The organism is Ruegeria sp. BHSC037 (assembly GCF_059613045.1).
Map to the genome: position 1 here is coordinate 118,024 of NZ_JBXWRT010000011.1, position 17,872 is coordinate 135,895.

The following is a 17,872-nucleotide window of genomic DNA, read 5'->3' on the forward strand; positions in this document are numbered from 1 at the left end:
GCGCACCAGTTCGGCGTGGTTCTATCGGGCTTTGCCCTTTGCGCGTATCAGCCCTGCAGAGACCTGACTTCTACATCGCCCTCGGCCTGCGCCTTGATGGCCAACGCGGCGGCGTGGCTGGCTGCGGCCGTGGTATAGTAGGGAATCTTGTCATACAAAGCGATCGAGCGGATCGCCTTGCTGTCCTCGATGGCCTGCGCGCCCTCGGTGGTGTTCATCACCAGCTGCACCTGACCGTCCTTCAGCATGTCCACCACGTCGGGGCGGCCTTCATAGACCTTGTTGACCACGTCACAGGGCACGCCCTGGCTGTCCAGCCAGGTCTGCGTGCCGCGCGTTGCGACCAGCGTGAAGCCCTGTTCCACCAGAACCTTCGCCGCCTCCAGCATCAACGCGCCCTTGTCGGCATCCTTGATCGAAATGAAGGCCCGCCCCTTGGACGGCAGCACCATGCCGGCGCCCAGCTGCGCCTTGAGGAAGGCGCGGGGGAAGTCGCGGTCCCAGCCCATGACCTCGCCGGTCGAGCGCATCTCGGGGCCAAGGATGGTATCGACGCCGGGGAAACGGGCAAAGGGCAGCACTGCCTCTTTCACCGAGAACCACGGCATGTTTGGATCGGCCAGGGTCATCTGGTCGGCGATCTCGGTGTCTTGGCCCTCCTTGTAGGGCGGGCGCTGCGGGAAGTTCGACAGCGGCTCGCCCGCCATAACCCGTGCGGCGATCGAGGCAATTGCGCTGTCGGTCGCCTTGGCCACGAAGGGCACGGTGCGGCTGGCGCGCGGGTTGACCTCGATCAGGTAGATCTCGCCATCCTTGATCGCGAACTGCACGTTCATCAGGCCGACCACGTTCAGCGCCTTGGCCAGCTTGTAGGTCTGCTCCTTGATCTCGTCGATGACCTCGGTCGACAGCGAGTAGGGCGGCAGCGAACAGGCCGAGTCGCCGGAATGCACGCCGGCCTCTTCGATATGCTGCATGATGCCGGCCACATGCACATCCTTGCCGTCGCACAGCGCGTCCACGTCCAGCTCGACCGCCCCGGCCAGGTAGCTGTCGAGCAGAACCGGGCTGTCGCCCGAGACGACAACGGCCTCGTTGATGTAGCGCTTCAGCTGATCCATGTCGCGCACGATCTCCATCGCGCGGCCGCCCAGAACGTAGGACGGGCGGATCACCAGCGGGAAGCCGATCTCCTCGGCGATTTCCAGCGCTTGCGCGTCGGTCGAGGCGATACCGTTCTTGGGTTGCTTCAGCCCCAACTGGTTGACCAGCGCCTGGAACCGCTCGCGGTCCTCGGCCAGGTCGATGGCGTCCGGCGAGGTTCCGAGGATCGGGATGCCGGCCTGTTCCAGCGCGTTGGCCAGCTTCAGCGGCGTCTGGCCGCCGAACTGCACGATCACGCCGTGCAGCGTGCCGTTCTCCTGCTCGACCCGCAGAATCTCCATGACGTGTTCAAAGGTCAGCGGCTCGAAATACAGGCGGTCCGAGGTGTCATAGTCGGTCGAAACCGTCTCGGGGTTGCAGTTGACCATGATGGTCTCATACCCGGCATCCGTCAGTGCGAAACAGGCGTGACAGCAGCAATAGTCGAACTCGATCCCCTGACCGATCCGGTTCGGGCCGCCGCCCAGGATGACCACCTTCTTGCGGTCGCTGGGGCGCGCCTCGCATTCGACTTCGCCCATCGTGGGGGCCTCGTAGGTCGAATACATGTAGGGCGTCTGCGCCTCGAACTCGGCGGCGCAGGTGTCGATGCGCTTGAACACCGCCTTGACGCCCAAGTTGTGACGGGCGCGGCGCACGTTGTCCTCGTTGCGGCCGGTCAGCTTGGCCAGACGGGCATCGGTAAAGCCCAGCATCTTGACCGCGCGCAGGCCCTCTTCGGTGACCGGCAGGCCGTTCTTGCGCAGGTCACGTTCGGCCTCGACGATCTCACGGATGCGCGCGAGGAACCACGGATCGAACTTGGTGACCGCCTGGATCTCGTCATCCGACAGCCCGTGACGCATCGCCTGCGCGATGGTGCGCAGCCGGTCCGGCGTCTGCTGGCTGATCGCCTTGATAACATGCGCCTTGTCGTCGCTGGTTTCGACAGCGCCCCAAGGGCCGATGCTCAGGCCCGGAATTTCGACCTCGTCAAAGCCGGTCAGGCCCGATTCCATCGAAGCCAGCGCCTTTTGCATCGATTCGTGGATCGTGCGCCCAATCGACATCGCCTCGCCCACCGATTTCATCGCGGTGGTCAGGTAGGGTTCAGCGCCCGGGAACTTCTCGAAGGCGAATTTCGGGATCTTGGTGACCACATAGTCGATGGTCGGCTCAAAGCTGGCAGGGGTGACCTTGGTGATGTCATTGTCCAATTCGTCCAGCGTGTAGCCCACCGCCAGCTTGGCCGCGATCTTGGCGATCGGGAAGCCGGTGGCCTTGGACGCCAGCGCCGACGAGCGCGACACGCGCGGGTTCATCTCGATCACGACCATGCGGCCGTCGGCAGGGTTCACTGCCCATTGCACGTTCGAGCCGCCGGTTTCCACGCCGATCTCGCGCAGCACGGCGATCGAGCCGTTGCGCATGATCTGGTATTCCTTGTCGGTCAGGGTCAGGGCAGGGGCCACGGTGATCGAGTCGCCGGTATGCACGCCCATCGGGTCGACGTTTTCGATGGAACATACGATGATGGCGTTGTCGGCGCTGTCGCGCACCACCTCCATCTCGTATTCCTTCCAGCCCAGAAGGCTTTCGTCGACGAGGATCTGGTTCACGGGCGAGGCATCCATGCCCGAGCGGCAATAATGGATGTAGTCCTCGCGGTTGTAAGCCACCCCACCGCCGGTGCCGCCCAGTGTAAAGGCGGGGCGTATAATCGCGGGCAGGCCGATGTTTTCCAGCTCGTCCAAGGCCATCTGCACGCCGGCATCCAGATCGGCAGAGCCATCGGCCTTTTTTGGAGCGGTGATGATTGTCGCCTTGGGGTTTTCAAGGCCCAGGCGGTCCATCGCCTCGCGGAACAGCTTGCGGTCCTCGGCCATCTCGATGGCCTCGCGCTTGGCCCCGATCATCTCGACGCCGAATTTTTCCAGAATGCCCATCTCTTCCAGCGCCAGCGAGGTGTTCAGGCCGGTCTGACCTCCCATCGTGGGCAGCAGGGCGTCAGGGCGTTCTTTTTCGATGATCTTGGCGACGACCTCGGGCGTGATCGGCTCGATATATGTGGCGTCGGCCAGTTCCGGGTCGGTCATGATCGTGGCGGGGTTCGAGTTCACCAGGATGACCCGATAACCTTCCTCGCGCAGGGCCTTGCAGGCCTGGGCGCCGGAATAGTCGAACTCGCAAGCTTGCCCGATGACAATGGGCCCCGCCCCGATGATCATGATCGACTGGATGTCGGTTCTCTTCGGCATGGCCTGGTCCCTTCGATTTTGCACGAGTCGCTGGCGCCGCCCAAGCGCCCAAATTGTCGTGCGTTATAGGGACCCGGGCAAAAGGTGCAAGGGGGATCGGAAACGGAATCGAAATTGCCGCTTTCCCCCCTTTCCCTTGGCACCGTATTCTCTATATGCCGCGGAACGGTAGATGAGGAAGCAATTGCGCATTCGTTTCGATCAGGGACCCGCCGGTCCGGGCACAGGTTTCGACCGGCCTACCCAAGTGATCCGCGCCGACCGGGCGGAGCAGGTGCCCCATGCCTTGGCGGCGCTGGATGACGCGCGCGCGAAGGGCGGTTGGCTGGCCGGTTATGCCAGTTATGAGTTGGGTTATGCGCTCGAGCCGAAGCTGACCGCAAGGCTGCCCGGGAACCGTCGATTGCCGCTGTTGTGCTTTGGGGTATTCGATGGCCCGAGCGTGCACGACCTGCCGTCCGGTGCAGCCGGGCTGACTGCGTTTCAGCCGCGTTGGAGCGAGGCGCGCTATACCGAAGCCTTCCGCGCCGTGCATGATGCGATCGGGGCCGGGGACATCTATCAGGCCAACCTGACATTTCCCATTGACCTGGAAACCGAGGGCGACAGCGCCGCGCTCTACGCCGCGCTGACCGCCGGACAGCCGGTCGGCCATGGCGCGCTGGTCCAGCAGGACGGGCTGCCCGATCTGCTCAGCCGCTCGCCCGAGCTGTTCTTCCGCACCGATGCCGACGGGATGATCGAGACCCGGCCGATGAAGGGCACCCAGCCGCGCAGCGCCGATCTGGCCGAGGATGCGCGTCGGCGTGATTTCCTGTCCTCGGACGAAAAGAACCGGGCCGAGAACCTGATGATCGTGGACCTGCTGCGCAATGACATCAGCCGCGTGGCGCTGCCGGGAACCGTTCAGGTGCCTGAGCTGTTCAAGGTCGAGACCTACGCCACCGTGCATCAGATGGTGTCGCTGGTGCAGGCGCGGCTGCAGGTGGGGGCCGGGCTGTCCGACATCCTGACGGCGCTGTTTCCCTGTGGTTCGATCACCGGGGCGCCCAAGATCCGTGCGATGGAGATTCTTTCGGATCTGGAGCCCTGGCCGCGCGACATCTATTGCGGCACCATTGGCTGGGCCGCCCCGGATGGGCGGTCGGAATTCAACGTCGCGATCCGGACCTTGATGGTCGAGGGCAATCGGGCCACGCTGAACGTCGGCGGAGGCGTCGTCTGGGACAGCACTGCCGCGTCGGAATACGAGGAAGCGCTATGGAAAGCCCGGTTCGCGCACCAACTGAGCCTGATTTCCGTCTGATCGAAACCTTTGCGTTTCGGCCCGGGCAGGGCTTTGTGCGGCTGGAGCGCCACCTGCGGCGCATGGCGCGCACGGCGGATTGGCTGGGTGTTCGGTTCGACGTGCGGCGTGTGGGCGAGGTGGTGGCCGGCGTGGCCGGCGCGGACCCGCTGCGGTGCCGGTTGACTCTGGACATGACCGGCAAGCCCGAGGTCACCACGGGGCCTCTGGCGGACAACCCGCCGGGCTGGACGGTGGGCATCGCCACGCCGCGGCTGATGTCCTCGGACATCTGGCTGCGTTACAAGACCACCCGCCGCGCGATCTATGATCAGGCGCGGGCGGAATTGCCCGACGGCGTGGACGAGCTGTTGTTCCTGAATGAACGGGATGAACTGTGCGAGGGCACCATCACCAACCTGTTCGTCGAAACGGAAAACGGATGCCTGCTGACACCGCCGGTTGCAGCGGGCCTGCTGCCGGGCATCCTGCGCGAGGAACTGATTGAGACCGGACGCGCGGTCGAGGCGACCTTGACCCTGCATGATCTGGCCGCCGCGCACCGGGTCTGGATGGGCAATTCCTTGCGCGGTTTGATCCCGGCCCAAGTGATATTGCCATGAGCGACCGCAGTTCTGCGCGTGGATTGCAGGTGTCGAACCTGCGCCTGAAGGCTGAATTCGTGGCGTTCTATGTCGCGGTCCCCTTGCTGATCGCGGTTCTGTTTCCACCCGACTGGATGTTTCCGGCCCTGTTCTTCTTCATCGCTGGCGGGATCGCCCTGCTGCACCGCACTCCGGGCTTTTCCTGGGCCGAGCTGCGCTATGGCTGGCGCAACTGGCGCTGGGCCGAGGTGATCGGGTTCTCCTTGGTAATGGCGGCGATCTGTTCGGCCCTGGTGATGTCCACGCGCCCAGATGCGGCCTTTTATCTGCTGCTGAACCGGCCGGAATTTCTGGTCGTGATCTGGCTGGGCTATCCGTTGCTGTCGGCGCTTCCGCAAGAGCTGCTGTTCCGCACACTGTTCTATCGCCGCTATCACGCGATTCTGCCTGACGGCACGGCCTTGCCGTTGCTGAACGCCGGGCTGTTTGCCTTTGCCCATCTGATGTATTGGAGCTGGATCGTCGCCGCGATGACATTCGCGGGCGGGCTGCTGTTTTCCTGGGCCTACCGAAAGCGTGGGTCGTTCTTCTATGCGGTGCTGCTGCACGCGATCGCGGGCAACATCATCTTTGCCGCCGGGCTGGGCGAATTCTTCTATTCCGGAAACGTGCAGCGCCCGTTCTAGGGACTTTACTCGGCGGCGTTGCGCATGTCTTGACCCGGCTGATACAGATAGTCCCGCGTTAACGGCACCGCGTCACGGCGATGGCCCAGTTGCAGTTGGAAAACGGTCTGGTCGCGCTCCTCGAACACCAGGATGCAGGCGGTCAAGTAGAACCGCCACATGCGGATGAACCGGTCGTCATACATCGCGCGTACCTGATCCAGGTTGCTCTCGAACCGGTCGCGCCAGGCGCGCAGAGTCAGGGCATAATGCAGCCGCAGGCTTTCGACATCCAAAAACCACAGACCGGTGCGGGCCACGGGTTTGACGATTTCCTCGAGCGACGGGACATAGCCGCCCGGGAAGATGTATTTGTTCAGCCAGGGCGACTGGCCGGTGGGCGGACCGTTGCGGCCGATGGAATGGATCAACGCCACACCGTCGGGTTTCAACAGGGCTGCGACCCGGTCGAAATAGGTGCGCAGCTGTGGCGCGCCCACATGCTCCAGCATCCCGACCGAGACGATCCGGTCGAACTGATCCTGCATCTGCCGGTAGTCCATCAGCCGAATGTCGACGCGGTCGGCTAGCCCGGCCTGCCTTACTCGCGCGGTCGCGGTGCGGTGCTGGTTCTGCGACAGGGTCAGCCCGGTCACCTGCACGCCGTGGTCACGCGCCAGCGTCAGGGCCAGACCGCCCCAGCCGCAGCCGATGTCCAGTACGCGCATTCCTGGTTCAAGGCACAGCTTGCGCGCGATATGCGCCTTTTTGGCGGCTTGTGCCTGTTCCAAAGTCATCCAGGGCTGCTGGAAATAGGCGCAGCTGTACTGCATGTCAGGGTCCAGCATCAGCCGGTAGAAGTCGTCGGACAGGTCATAGTGATGCGCCACGTTGCGCCGCGCCGAGCGGACCGAGTTGCGCTGCAGGATCGGTCTCAGCAGATACCCGGCCCAGTCCTGGATCTGCTGCAGCAGGGGCAATGACCCGCTGGCCGCGCATCGAATCGCGATCCGCATGGCGCTTTCCAGGCCGCCTTCGTCGACGGTAAGGGTGCCGTCCATGTAGCCCTCGCCAAAAGCCATCTCGGGATTGCGCACCAAGCGCGCCATCAATGCGGGGTCATGCAGGGTGACATGCGCCTCGGGCTGCGTGGCGTCGCCATAGGTGCGCGCCGTCCCGTCAGGATAGGTGATCCGCAGAGTTCCGCGGGTGATGAAACCCCGCAATACGCGATCCAAAACAGTTTGCCACATCGGCCGAACACCTCCTTGCTCAAGGGGCCTGGCTCCCGCGTGCCGGGAAAACTATTCAAGTTCACATGTCCAAAAGATAGCGATTTTTTCGAATTTGTCTGCATTCCGGCCCGCATCGCGCCCCAACCCTTGACTTCCCGACGTGATCGCGGTGTATCGGCGCGACGAATTCAGCGCCCGAAGGGATACCATCCATGCACGCTTATCGCAGCCACACCTGCGCCGATCTGACCGCCGCCAATGTCGGTGAAACCGTCCGCCTGTCGGGCTGGGTTCACCGGGTGCGAGATCACGGCGGCGTGCTGTTCATTGACCTGCGTGACCACTATGGGGTGACCCAGGTCCTGTGCGACGGCGACAGTGATGCATTCAGCGCGTTGGAGAAAGTGCGCTCAGAATGGTGCATCCGCATCGACGGCACGGTCAAGGCGCGCGACCCCGAGTTGGTGAACCCCAAGCTGCCCACCGGCGAGATCGAGGTCTATGTCCGCGAACTGGAAGTGCTGGGCGCGGCCGAGGAACTGCCGCTGATGGTGTTCGGAGATCAGGAATACCCCGAGGAAACGCGCCTGCGCTATCGTTACCTGGACCTGCGCCGCGAGGCGATGCAGCGCAATATGGCACTGCGCTCGGACGTGATCGCCAGCATGCGCCGCCGCATGTGGGATCAGGGCTTCCGCGAATACCAGACTCCGATCATCACCGCATCCAGCCCCGAGGGCGCGCGCGACTTCCTGGTTCCGTCGCGCCTGCATCCGGGCAAGTTCTACGCGTTGCCTCAGGCGCCGCAGCAGTTCAAGCAGCTGATCATGGTGTCGGGCTTCGACAAGTATTTCCAGATCGCCCCTTGCTTCCGCGACGAGGACCCGCGCGCCGACCGCTCGCCCACCGATTTCTACCAGCTCGACCTCGAGATGTCCTTCGTCACCCAGCAGGACGTGTTCGACACGATCCAGCCGGTGCTTACGGGTATCTTCGAGGAATTCGGCAATGGCCGGAAGGTCGACAAGGTCTGGCCGCAGATTTCCTACAAGGACGCGGCGCTGTGGTATGGCACCGACAAGCCCGATCTGCGCAACCCGATCAAGATGCAAGTGGTGTCGGACCATTTCCGGGGGTCCGGTTTCGCGATCTTCGCCAAGCTGCTGGAACAGGAAGGCACCGAGATCCGCGCGATCCCGGCGCCGGGTGGCGGCAGCCGCAAATTCTGCGACCGGATGAACGCTTTTGCCCAGAAAGAGGGCCTGCCGGGCATGGGCTACATCTTCTGGCGCGAGGGCGAGAACGGAATGGAAGCGGCCGGCCCGTTGGCCAAGAATATCGGCCCCGAACGCACCGAGGCTATCCGTCAGCAACTGGGTCTGGGCAAAGGCGACGCGGCCTTCTTCCTGGGCGGCAAGCCCAAGACCTTCGAAAAGGTCGCGGGCAAGGCGCGCGACGTCATCGGCGAGGAACTGGGCCTGACCGACAAGGACCGCTTCGCCTTTGCCTGGATCGTGGATTTCCCGATCTACGAAAAGGACGAGGAAACCGGCGAGATTGATTTCGAACACAACCCGTTCTCGATGCCGCAAGGTGGCATGGAGGCGCTGCAAGGCGACCCGCTTGAGGTCAAGGGCTATCAATACGACCTGGCCTGCAACGGCTATGAGCTGGTCTCGGGCGCGATCCGCAACCACAAGCCCGAGATCATGCTCAAGGCCTTCGAACTGGCCGGCTACGGCGAGGAAGAGGTCAAAAGCCGCTTTGGCGCGCTGTTCAACGCGTTCCACTATGGCGCCCCGCCGCACGGGGGCTGTGCCGCCGGTATCGACCGGATCGTCATGCTGCTGGCCGACGAGGCCAACATCCGCGAGGTCATGATGTTCCCGATGAACCAGCGCGCCGAAGATCTGATGATGCAGGCGCCGTCGGACCCGACCTCGGATCAGTTGATGGAACTGGGCCTGCGCATCATTCCGCAGGATTGATCCGGCCCGCTCGCACCTCTCTGTTCACGCGGCCAAACCAGGTTCAGCGGATGCGCACGTATCCGCGGGCCCGTTAGGTTTTGCCGTGGGCGGCCGGTCTGGGCCGATTGTTTCGGCCCGGACCCTTTCGGCAGGGCGAAGGTCCCAAGACCGAAAGTTTCAATCCAGCCATCCGGGCTGATTCAGTCGATTGACCCGTATGGACCGCGCCTGCCGCCGGGTCTGTCGGTACCACCAGGCGCAAAGCAACGCGGTGGTGATGAAATACGCAGTGATCATTCAGATTGCCTCGCGCCGTTCAAGGCGGTTTTGCACCAGACCGGCGACACGGGCGGCCAGGACCGTTACGGGGGCGCCTCTGACGCGTGAAATGGCCAGCTGTTGCGCCGCTTCGGCCAGAACGGAGTCACCGGCGTCGCGCGCAACGCCGCGCAGAAATTGCGCCGCATAGTCCAGCGTCCGGTCATCGGCGGGCCCAGTCAGAAGGTCGGCAATGTGAGCCATGTCGTCCTGATAGGCCATCGGATCCGGAGAGATTTCTTCGTCGCGGACTGCATGCAGGTTGCCGGGGCGCCGGTCCTCCGGCAGCAGTTGGAGGATTGTTGTTTGAAAATGAGCCAGCGATTTCAGCGGCTTGGTCATGAAGCCATCGGCCCCGGCCCGTAACGCCCGATCTTGCGCGCCGTCGTCACCGGACATGCCCAGAATGGCGCTGATGCGGGGGCTGGCGATGTTGAGTTCCGCGATCAGATCGGCCCCCGAGCCGTCGGGCAGACCCATGTCCACGATGATCACGGTGGGGCGGTAGATCTGAAGATGCCGCCGGGCGGATCTGAGGCAGTCCGCGCGCCGGATACGGGCGCCGCTGTGCAGGCACATCAATCGCAGGGCGTCGCAGGCATATCGGCTGTCCTCGACAACCAGAATCGTCTGCCCAAGCAACGGCCGTGCGGCGCTTGGAGCAGGGGTGGATGCGGCGAAGGGCACCGAATCGTCCATGGCAGAACTCCTTTCAGCAGATGCCTCACGCTAGGAAGATCTGGATAACACAGGGTTAACGCGCGTTTTGGCGCACTTGCCCTTTGCAGGGGCAGCGCCCATAACCGTCGATGACCCGAACAAAGGAGTATGTCATGATCGGCCGCCTCAACCACGTCGCAATCGCGGTTCCCGACCTCGAGGCCGCTTCGGTGCAGTATCGAAACGCGCTGGGGGCCAAGGTCGGCGACCCGCAGGACGAACCCGATCACGGAGTTACCGTCGTGTTCATCGAATTGCCGAACACAAAGATCGAATTGCTGTACCCGCTGGGCGAAGATAGCCCCATCAAAGGGTTTCTGGAAAAGAACCCTTCGGGTGGCATCCATCACGTCTGCTACGAGGTCGAGGACATCATCGCCGCGCGCGATCACCTGAAGGAGACCGGTGCCCGCGTGCTGGGCAACGGAGAGCCCAAAATCGGCGCGCATGGCAAGCCCGTTCTGTTCCTGCACCCAAAGGATTTCAACGGCTGCCTCGTCGAACTAGAGCAGGTCTGAACTGGGCAAGGAGGTTCTTGTATGACCATTACGGCCGCGCTGGTTCTGTTCGCCGTCATCTGGTTTCTGACCCTGTTGGTCGTATTGCCCGTGCGCATCAAGACGCAGGGAGATCTGGGCGACATCGTGCCGGGCACCCATGCGGGCGCGCCGGAAGTTCACCACATGAAGAAAAAACTGTGGATCACCACCGGAATTTCGATCGTCTTGTGGGCGATCATTGCCGGAATCATCGTGTCGGGTGTCATCTCGATCAGGGATTTTGACTGGCTGAACCAGCTTGACCCCGTCGAGTGACACCGGCCGGGCGCTTGCTTTTGCATAGGGGAGTATCGGCTCGTGCCGAGGCGGGTACTGATCGTCGGATATGTGGTCCTGCTGGTGACGCCGCTGGCCCTGGCGGGGATGCAGGGGCTTCCCCTCCGGTCCCTGTGGGATGAGCTTGCGACCGGCGCAGGTCTGGTCGCTTTGGCCATCCTGCTGGTCGAGTTCCTGTTGTCGGGCCGCTTTCGTTTGATCTCGCGTCGGATCGGCATGGATGTGACGATGCGTTGGCATCGGGTTCTGGCGCGCGTGGCCTTGGTGTTGGCCCTGATCCATCCCTTTCTGTATCAGGGCGCGCGCAACCCGCCCTATCCTTGGGACTCCACGCGCCAATTGACCCTAAGCTGGGAGCCCGAGACCATCCTGCCCGGCGCCGTCGCCTGGATGTTGCTGCCGGTCTTGGTGGGGTTGGCCCTGTCGCGGTCGGATCTGGGAAGAAAATACCAGAACTGGCGGTTGGGTCACGGATTGATGGCTCTGACCATTGCCGGTTTTGCCATCTGGCACGCGCTGGCGGCGGGCCGCTACAGCGCAGACCCGGTTCTGACCGGCGTCTGGCTGGCATTGGGGGCGGTTGCCGGTGCGTGTATGCTGCGGGTCTATCTTCTGGCGCCGCTCGCCCGGTTGCGCCGACCATGGCGCGTGACAAGTGTCGGGCCGATTGCCGAACGCACCTGGGAACTGGTGCTGGCGCCGGACGGCCATGACGGGCTCAAATTCCAGGCCGGACAGTTTGCTTGGCTGCAGGTCGGGCACGGCCCGTTTTCAGTGAACGACAACCCGTTTTCCATCGCCTCGGCGCCTTCGGAGGGCCCCGAGATACGGTTCGTCATCAAGGAACTGGGCGACTTCACCCGCAGCTTGGGGCGGATTCCGATCGGTGCGCCGGCCTATTTGGATGGTCCGTTCGGGCATCTGACCCCGGTCGAGCGGGACGCACCGGGCATGGCGCTGATCGCCGGGGGTGTCGGGATCGCCCCAATGCTGAGCATTCTGGACGAGTTGCGCGCGCAGGGCGATCCGCGCCCGGTGACGCTGGTCTACGGCAACAGGTCGGCGGCACAGATCGTCGATTCCGACAGACTTGCCGCGATGGAACGGGGCGGGCATCTGCGCCTGGTTCACGTGGTTTCGGAACCGGCCGAGGACTGGACCGGTGAGGTAGGGGTGATCGACCGGTCTCTGTTGCGCCGTTTGTTCGACGATGAGGCGCGCCGAAGCTGGTTGTTTGTCCTGTGCGGCCCGCCCGGAATGCTGACCGCGGTACAGCAGGACTTGACCGCGCTGGGCGTACCCCGGCACCGGATTCTGTGTGAATCCTTCGTCTATGATTGACGGGCTACCTCGGGCCGGCCGTTCAGCGCGTGGAAGATATGCGTGAAGGTGGCCGCTCCGAGGATCGGAATCACGAGGTTGACCAGCGGAAAGGTCAGCGGGATGGCCATCAACGTGCCGGCAATCCAGATGGTCGAGGCATGCTGCGCGCGCAACCGGCGCGCCCCGTCCCGGCCGACCCGGCGCATGGCGGCCAGCGTGAAGTATTCGCGCCCCAGAAGAAAACCGTTCATGCCCCAGAAGATAAACGGCATGAGCGGCGGGAACAGGGCATAAAGCACCAGGGCCAGCAGGTTCGCGACAATCAGAACGCCCAGGAACCCCAGCGAATCCAGAACCGCGTCTGCGACCGGAATGCGGGGGACGGGCGGAAGGGCCGGATAATGCTTGTCCTCGACGGCCTGGGCGACCTCGTCCAGGAACATCGAGGTGATCGCCGAAGCCACCGGTATCATGAGAAAGATCGGAAGGATCAGCACCAGCACAATGCCGGAGTAGTTGAGGACATCGTTCAGCCACGGCACGGCCCCGACAAAAGGCAGCAAAATCTCAGAGCCTGACGCGAAGTTGATCAGCCAGATGGCCCCGGTGCAAGCAACGACCAGCAACAGGATCGTCAGGCCGATGCCGCGCATCAGGACCTTGCGGAACCGGGGGTCTCCGATCTGGCCCAAGGCGGCGAAAAAAGCGTTGAGAACGATCACGCGGACACCCATTCGGTGATCGCGTCCACATCCGGGCGGGGGCGTTCGGGCGGAGCGGTGCTTTCGGTGGCGATGTGGATCAGCCCGGCAACCCGCTCGTTCGGCGCCAGGCCGAGACCGCGTTCGCAGAATTCCCGGTCATGCGTTTGCCAGCCCGACAGCCAGTTTGCGCCCCAACCCGCGGCCAGCGCCGCGTTCAGCAGGCCCAGACAGGCCGCCCCGGCCGAATAGGTCTGTTCGATCGCTGGTATCTTTTCGGACGGTTTCTGAACCTCGATCACGGCAACGGCAAGTTGCCCCATGTCGAACTGGCTGCGGGCTTTTGCGATCTCGTCGGGGCTTTTGCCCAGTGCCTGTCCACGCTCTTCGGTCAGCGCGGCCAGACGGGGCATGGCGCCTTTTTCCAGAACGATGAACCGCCACGGCTCCAACTTTCCGTGATCGGGGCAGCGGGCCGCCGCAGTCAGCAGCGGCATCAGTTGATCGCGGTTCGGCGCGGGCGCAACCAGCGTCTTGGCCGGGCGAGAGCGGCGGGATTGCAGAAATTCCAACGCGGCCGGGTTCTTCAGAGACATATGTTAACCTTTTTCACATGGGCCATTGGTATTTCGGGCAGACAAGGCGTCATTTCAAGGGCAAACTCTCATCTCGAAAGACTCAGGCTCAATTCAATTGACCAAATGGAAAAAATTGTATGGCCGAACCAAAACTGAAGCACCTGCCGGATCTGAGCCATCTGGCCAAGGATGGGCAACGCATCGCCGTGCGCGCGACACCCAAGGCCGCGCGGGATCGTATGCAGGTGGATGGTTCGGTCGTCCAGATCTGGGTCACGGCTCCGGCCGAGGATGGCAGGGCAAACAAGGCGGTGGCCCGAATTTTGGCCAAGGCGATGGGTGTCGCGCCTTCTCGACTGACCCTCGTGCAAGGGCAGACCGCGCGGGACAAGCTGTTTGCCTATGATCCTTGATCGTCCGTCTCACGAATCTGATAGACCCCTTCGGGCAGGTCCAGCGCGGCGGCAAGGTCGCGCAACTGCCCGGCCGAGAGCGTGATCTTCTGGATGCGGTCGGTCCGCGGGTCGAACTGTTCGATGGTGACGCACTCGGCAAAGCTGTTGATGACCACGTCTTCCTGCAGGGGCGGCGGGCCTTCGTCCACCAGGGTGATGACCGTCGAGTCGAATTCATGTTCAATCGAAAACATGATCCAACACTGCCCGTCCTGATGGCCCAATGCAACCATCGATCGGTTCGTCCGCTGTGGTCTCTCGGGTTCGGCTGCGCTAGGCTTTACGCCGGATCTGAGGGAAGGATATCGTGGATGCGCCGCGTTTTTGTCTTGCTGCTGCTGGCCTTGGCCGGGTGCGGCGCTGCCGTCGAGCGCCACGTTCTGGTGCCGGCCGAGGCTTGGGCGCCGACCTCTCTCGCCTTGCGGGACAAGGCCGAAACCTTTCGCCAGGTCAGCCGCGCGGTTGCCAGGGCGGCGGGCGCGGAATGCCGCCGGCAAACGAAGGGCCAGAACTGTGACTTCGTGATCCTCGTAGATCTTGCCCCTTATTCCCAGCCCAACGCCTTTCAGACGCTGGACGAGCACGGCCGGCCTCTTGTGATCTTCAACCAGGGCATGATCGGGTCGGCCCGCAACGGCGACGAGATGGCCTTTGTGATGGGCCACGAGGCCGCGCATCACATCATGGGCCATATTGCGCGCCAGATCGAAAACGCAAAGGAGGGTGCGCGCGTCTTTGGCGAGTTGGCCAAGGCCCAGGGCGAGGGGCCGGACGAGATCGAACGCGCACAACAACTGGGCGCCGAGGTGGGCATGCAGAGCTATGCCAAGACATTCGAGTTGGAAGCGGACGTGTTGGGAACCGTCATCACCAATGCAGCCGGATACGATCCGCTGAAGGGAATGGCCTATTTCAGCCGCATCCCCGACCCGGGAGACCGTTTCCTGGCGTCGCACCCGCCCAATGCCAAACGGGTCGAGGTCGTGCTGGAGACCGCAGCCGATCTGGGGTTGATGGAATGACGGAACTGACCCGTCTTGGCGTTGTTTTGACCGACCGAGGCTCGAAATATGCGGTTTCGGGTGCGCCGGTCGGAAGCCGTGACGACATCGATGCCGTGTTGCGGGCGTTGAAGGCGGACAAGCTGTATGCCAAGGCCACCCACAACACTTGGGCTGCTGTCCTGCCGACAGGTGCCCTCAAGGCCGATGATGGCGAAGCCGGAGCGGCCATGGTCATCCTGCGCATGATGCAGCGGGCGGGGCTGCAGGACCACGTGATTATCGTCACTCGCTGGTATGGCGGAAAGAAATTGGGCGGCGACAGGTTCCGACGGGTTCAGGACGCGACGCGGGCCTATCTGGACCGTCTTGGGGCGACTGCTTGACCTGTATCAAGGGCCACGCGGCGCATTTGCCGTATCGTCAAAGCCATCGGTATAAGGAAAGGCGGGGCCATGACACCTAAAGAGACGCTGAAGCGCCATGCGGATCTGTTGGACCGGATGGCGGATCAGGTGGGCGTTGACCTGCAGGAAGCCGCGATTTCAGGCGCAGTTTCACTTGATCAGTTGTCAGACGCGGTGTTGCGGTGCGCCGAATGTCCGGACCCGGTCTGTTGTGCGCGGGGGCTGGCCGGCGAGGAATTCGGGGGCGAGCCGCCGGAATTCTGCAGAAACCGCGAGATGCTTGGCCGTTTGAGCCGGACTTCACGGGGGCAGTCATGAAGGTGCTGGGCGACACCGCGCGCCATCTGCGCCTTGTGCTGAAAATGGGGCGCATCACCCGCACGGATCTGCTCGTTGCCTACCGTTCGGGTGGTCTGACGCAGCAGGACTGGGCACAAGCAGTTCGGCGCTGCCGCGGTTGTGGGCGGGCAGAGATATGCCGAGATTGGCTGTCAGGCGCGAAGATCGGTGCGCGGGTACCTTTCGCATGCCCGAATCTCGGGCTGTTTCATCGAATTCGTGCAGAGACGGGTCAGGAGTTGTGATGCGGCACATACATCTGGGAGATATCGAAAAACACTTCTGGCTTGCCCGCTCGGTTGCCCGTCGCATGGGGGTTTCGCTGACTGAAGCCATGGCCGACGGGCGTCTGAGCCACCAGGCTTATGCCGAGATCGTTACCCGATGCAGGGCGGCCGACTGCAGCAAAGGCTGTGTCCTGTGGCTGGCCGAGCAACAGGCCGAAATGACGCCCGAGCCGCCTTGTTGCGCGATTGCGGATGCTCTGAGGCAATTGCGCTGAGCGGCTAGAGCCGGGAATGCGTGCCGTCGCAAATCGGAGGGTTTTGGGTTTGCTTGCATCCACAAAAAAAGACTTTCCGCGTCGCTTCAGCCTTGTATGAGACGGGTTCGATTCCGGTGCCCTTATGTGAACCGTCACAAAGTGGCTGACGCTTGGATCTCCCGCACCGGCACCAGAAATAGGTTTTTCCTTCGATCACCTCGACTGGATAGGGGGCCTTGCGGGCGATTATCGGTGGTTCAGCCATTTTGCTTGTCCTTTCAGCGAAAAATCATCAATTGGTTCGGGTTGCATTGTAACCTGACGGACTGCCTTTGCTTAGGCTAAAAAGGGGGCACACGGCATGGTTTTGCCCTGGTTCACGACCGTGTGATCCAAAATGTTGCCACGCGGCCATATTGGCCGTATTCTGGGCGCGGCCCCGAAAAGTTGGGCAATATCAGAAAAGTATTGAAGGATTGATGGACATGAAACTGAAATTCGCTGCCGCAGCCGCATTTGGCTTGATCCTGACCGCCTGCGGTCAGCAGGAAGAACCCGCTCCGGTCTACATCCAGCCCGACTATGATAAATACGGAACGCCCAGCTGCTCGGCCGGATATGAACTGGCAACAACCGAAGCAGGTCAGACCGTCTGCAACCCGGTCAGCCAGTAAGGCTTTACCAATTTTGACTTTCGCGGGCGGTGCCTCTTGGGCCGCCCGTTTTTCGTGGGCTGTGCCTCAGCGCAGCAACTTACCCCACAGGTCGTATTCACCGGCTTCGTCCACTTGAACCGGGACGATGTCGCCAGGACGAAGCGCCTCGAAACCTTCGTCGATGAACAGGTTCCCGTCGATCTCCGGCGCGTCGGCCTTGGTGCGACAGATGGCGGCGTCCTCGTCCACCTGATCCACGATCACCTCGATCGTCTGGCCCACCTTGGCGGCCAGTTTCGCCTCGGAGATCGCCTGCGCCTTTTCCATGAAGCGTTCCCAACGCTCCTGTTTGACCTCTTCGGGGACATGATCGGGCAGGTCGTTCGAGCGCGCCCCGTCGACGTTTTCGTATTTGAAGCAGCCCACACGATCCAGCTGCGCCTCGTCCATCCAGTCGAGCAGGGTCTGGAACTCGGCCTCGGTCTCGCCCGGGTAGCCCACGATGAAGGTCGAACGCAGGGTGATGTCGGGGCAGATCTCGCGCCAGGCGGCGATCTCGTCCAGTGTCTTCGCCGCGGCCGCGGGGCGCGCCATGCGTTTCAGAACGTCCGGGTGGGCGTGCTGGAAGGGAATGTCGAGATAGGGCAGCAGGTTGCAGCCCGCATCCGCCATCAACGGGATCAGCTCGCGCACGTGCGGATAGGGATAGACGTAGTGCAGCCGAACCCAAGCATCCATTTGGCCCAGCTCGCGCGCGAGGTCGGTGATGTGGCTGCGCACCTCGCGATCTTTCCACGGGTTCACGTCATATTTGCGGTCCAGCCCATAGGCCGAGGTGTCCTGGCTGATGACCAGCAGTTCGCGCACGCCGTTTTCCACCAACTTTTCGGCCT

General features: G+C 62.9%; 22 protein-coding genes. 14 read left to right on the plus strand and 8 right to left on the minus strand.

Annotation, left to right across the window (positions count from 1 at the left end):
* Positions 1-47 precede the first annotated feature (47 nt).
* Positions 48-3,401, minus strand: coding sequence for a carbamoyl-phosphate synthase large subunit (carB, locus tag AC2FMN_RS12410; protein WP_496688504.1), 3,354 nt, complete (start codon positions 3,399-3,401; stop codon positions 48-50).
* A 172-nt stretch (positions 3,402-3,573) separates the two neighbouring features.
* Between carB and AC2FMN_RS12415 the strand changes: the two genes are divergently transcribed.
* From AC2FMN_RS12415 to AC2FMN_RS12425, 3 genes are read left to right on the plus strand one after another with little or no spacing between them, the layout of a single operon-like run.
* Positions 3,574-4,707 carry an aminodeoxychorismate synthase component I gene (locus tag AC2FMN_RS12415; protein ID WP_496688506.1) on the plus strand — a complete coding sequence of 378 codons (1,134 nt, stop codon included), beginning with the start codon at positions 3,574-3,576 and terminating at the stop codon, positions 4,705-4,707.
* Positions 4,662-5,309, plus strand: a complete 648-nt coding sequence (locus AC2FMN_RS12420; protein ID WP_496688508.1) for an aminotransferase class IV family protein — start codon at positions 4,662-4,664, stop codon at positions 5,307-5,309. The genes AC2FMN_RS12415 and AC2FMN_RS12420 overlap by 46 nt, the downstream gene beginning before the upstream one ends.
* Positions 5,306-5,977 carry a CPBP family intramembrane glutamic endopeptidase gene (locus AC2FMN_RS12425; protein ID WP_496688509.1) on the plus strand — a complete coding sequence of 224 codons (672 nt, stop codon included), beginning with the start codon at positions 5,306-5,308 and terminating at the stop codon, positions 5,975-5,977. The genes AC2FMN_RS12420 and AC2FMN_RS12425 overlap by 4 nt, the downstream gene beginning before the upstream one ends.
* Before the next feature lie 5 nt (positions 5,978-5,982).
* On the opposite strand, the gene AC2FMN_RS12430 is transcribed toward AC2FMN_RS12425, so the two are convergent.
* Positions 5,983-7,209: a class I SAM-dependent methyltransferase gene (locus AC2FMN_RS12430; RefSeq protein ID WP_496688511.1), complete on the minus strand. Its 1,227-nt coding sequence runs from the start codon at positions 7,207-7,209 to the stop codon at positions 5,983-5,985.
* A 194-nt stretch (positions 7,210-7,403) separates the two neighbouring features.
* On the opposite strand from AC2FMN_RS12430, the gene aspS reads away from it, so the two are divergent.
* Complete coding sequence (gene aspS, locus AC2FMN_RS12435; protein ID WP_496681706.1) at positions 7,404-9,179, plus strand: aspartate--tRNA ligase; 1,776 nt, start codon at positions 7,404-7,406, stop codon at positions 9,177-9,179.
* 279 nt (positions 9,180-9,458) lie between these two features.
* On the opposite strand, the gene AC2FMN_RS12440 is transcribed toward aspS, so the two are convergent.
* Positions 9,459-10,178: a response regulator gene (locus tag AC2FMN_RS12440; RefSeq protein WP_496688512.1), complete on the minus strand. Its 720-nt coding sequence runs from the start codon at positions 10,176-10,178 to the stop codon at positions 9,459-9,461.
* 134 nt (positions 10,179-10,312) lie between these two features.
* Between AC2FMN_RS12440 and mce the strand changes: the two genes are divergently transcribed.
* The 3 genes from mce to AC2FMN_RS12455 are packed head-to-tail and all read left to right on the plus strand — an operon-like array spanning position 10,313 to position 12,376.
* Positions 10,313-10,717, plus strand: coding sequence for a methylmalonyl-CoA epimerase (gene mce / locus AC2FMN_RS12445; protein WP_496681779.1), 405 nt, complete (start codon positions 10,313-10,315; stop codon positions 10,715-10,717).
* Positions 10,718-10,738: 21 nt separating this feature from the next.
* A complete protein-coding gene (locus AC2FMN_RS12450) occupies positions 10,739-11,014 on the plus strand; it encodes a DUF1467 family protein (protein ID WP_496681712.1) in 276 nt (91 codons plus the stop codon).
* Positions 11,015-11,056: 42 nt separating this feature from the next.
* Positions 11,057-12,376 (plus strand): ferredoxin reductase family protein, encoded by a 1,320-nt coding sequence (locus tag AC2FMN_RS12455; RefSeq protein WP_496688514.1) that lies wholly within the window; start codon positions 11,057-11,059, stop codon positions 12,374-12,376.
* Here AC2FMN_RS12455 and AC2FMN_RS12460 read toward each other — a convergent pair.
* A complete protein-coding gene (locus AC2FMN_RS12460; protein ID WP_496688528.1) occupies positions 12,367-13,077 on the minus strand; it encodes an EI24 domain-containing protein in 711 nt (236 codons plus the stop codon). The genes AC2FMN_RS12455 and AC2FMN_RS12460 overlap by 10 nt on opposite strands.
* Positions 13,077-13,655 carry a nitroreductase family protein gene (locus tag AC2FMN_RS12465; protein WP_496688515.1) on the minus strand — a complete coding sequence of 193 codons (579 nt, stop codon included), beginning with the start codon at positions 13,653-13,655 and terminating at the stop codon, positions 13,077-13,079. Before AC2FMN_RS12465 ends, AC2FMN_RS12460 begins: the two co-directional genes overlap by 1 nt.
* A gap of 119 nt (positions 13,656-13,774) precedes the next feature.
* Between AC2FMN_RS12465 and AC2FMN_RS12470 the strand changes: the two genes are divergently transcribed.
* Positions 13,775-14,050: a DUF167 domain-containing protein gene (locus AC2FMN_RS12470; protein WP_496688517.1), complete on the plus strand. Its 276-nt coding sequence runs from the start codon at positions 13,775-13,777 to the stop codon at positions 14,048-14,050.
* On the opposite strand, the gene AC2FMN_RS12475 is transcribed toward AC2FMN_RS12470, so the two are convergent.
* A complete protein-coding gene (locus AC2FMN_RS12475) occupies positions 14,038-14,286 on the minus strand; it encodes a DUF8831 family protein (RefSeq protein WP_496681723.1) in 249 nt (82 codons plus the stop codon). The two genes, AC2FMN_RS12470 and AC2FMN_RS12475, sit on opposite strands and share 13 nt — an antisense overlap.
* 117 nt (positions 14,287-14,403) lie before the next feature.
* On the opposite strand from AC2FMN_RS12475, the gene AC2FMN_RS12480 reads away from it, so the two are divergent.
* From AC2FMN_RS12480 to AC2FMN_RS12500, 5 genes are all read left to right on the plus strand, one after another.
* Complete coding sequence (locus AC2FMN_RS12480; protein ID WP_496688519.1) at positions 14,404-15,114, plus strand: M48 family metalloprotease; 711 nt, start codon at positions 14,404-14,406, stop codon at positions 15,112-15,114.
* On the plus strand, positions 15,111-15,479 hold the full coding sequence (locus AC2FMN_RS12485; RefSeq protein ID WP_496681728.1) for a YigZ family protein: 369 nt from the start codon (positions 15,111-15,113) through the stop codon (positions 15,477-15,479). Before AC2FMN_RS12480 ends, AC2FMN_RS12485 begins: the two co-directional genes overlap by 4 nt.
* Positions 15,480-15,548: 69 nt before the next feature.
* The gene (locus tag AC2FMN_RS12490; RefSeq protein WP_496688521.1) at positions 15,549-15,818 is read left to right on the plus strand and encodes a DUF6455 family protein; all 270 of its coding nucleotides are present in this window, start codon (positions 15,549-15,551) and stop codon (positions 15,816-15,818) included.
* Positions 15,815-16,084: a DUF6455 family protein gene (locus AC2FMN_RS12495; protein WP_496688523.1), complete on the plus strand. Its 270-nt coding sequence runs from the start codon at positions 15,815-15,817 to the stop codon at positions 16,082-16,084. Before AC2FMN_RS12490 ends, AC2FMN_RS12495 begins: the two co-directional genes overlap by 4 nt.
* Positions 16,084-16,341, plus strand: coding sequence for a DUF6455 family protein (locus AC2FMN_RS12500; RefSeq protein WP_496681735.1), 258 nt, complete (start codon positions 16,084-16,086; stop codon positions 16,339-16,341). The genes AC2FMN_RS12495 and AC2FMN_RS12500 overlap by 1 nt, the downstream gene beginning before the upstream one ends.
* A 4-nt stretch (positions 16,342-16,345) precedes the next feature.
* Here the strand turns inward: AC2FMN_RS12500 and AC2FMN_RS12505 are convergent, their stop codons facing one another.
* Positions 16,346-16,588 (minus strand): CDGSH iron-sulfur domain-containing protein, encoded by a 243-nt coding sequence (locus AC2FMN_RS12505; RefSeq protein WP_496688524.1) that lies wholly within the window; start codon positions 16,586-16,588, stop codon positions 16,346-16,348.
* A gap of 220 nt (positions 16,589-16,808) precedes the next feature.
* Between AC2FMN_RS12505 and AC2FMN_RS12510 the strand changes: the two genes are divergently transcribed.
* Positions 16,809-16,997 (plus strand): hypothetical protein, encoded by a 189-nt coding sequence (locus AC2FMN_RS12510; protein ID WP_496681739.1) that lies wholly within the window; start codon positions 16,809-16,811, stop codon positions 16,995-16,997.
* A 66-nt stretch (positions 16,998-17,063) separates the two neighbouring features.
* On the opposite strand, the gene AC2FMN_RS12515 is transcribed toward AC2FMN_RS12510, so the two are convergent.
* The coding region (locus tag AC2FMN_RS12515) for a radical SAM protein (protein ID WP_496688526.1) at positions 17,064-17,872 on the minus strand (809 nt) is incomplete at its 5' end.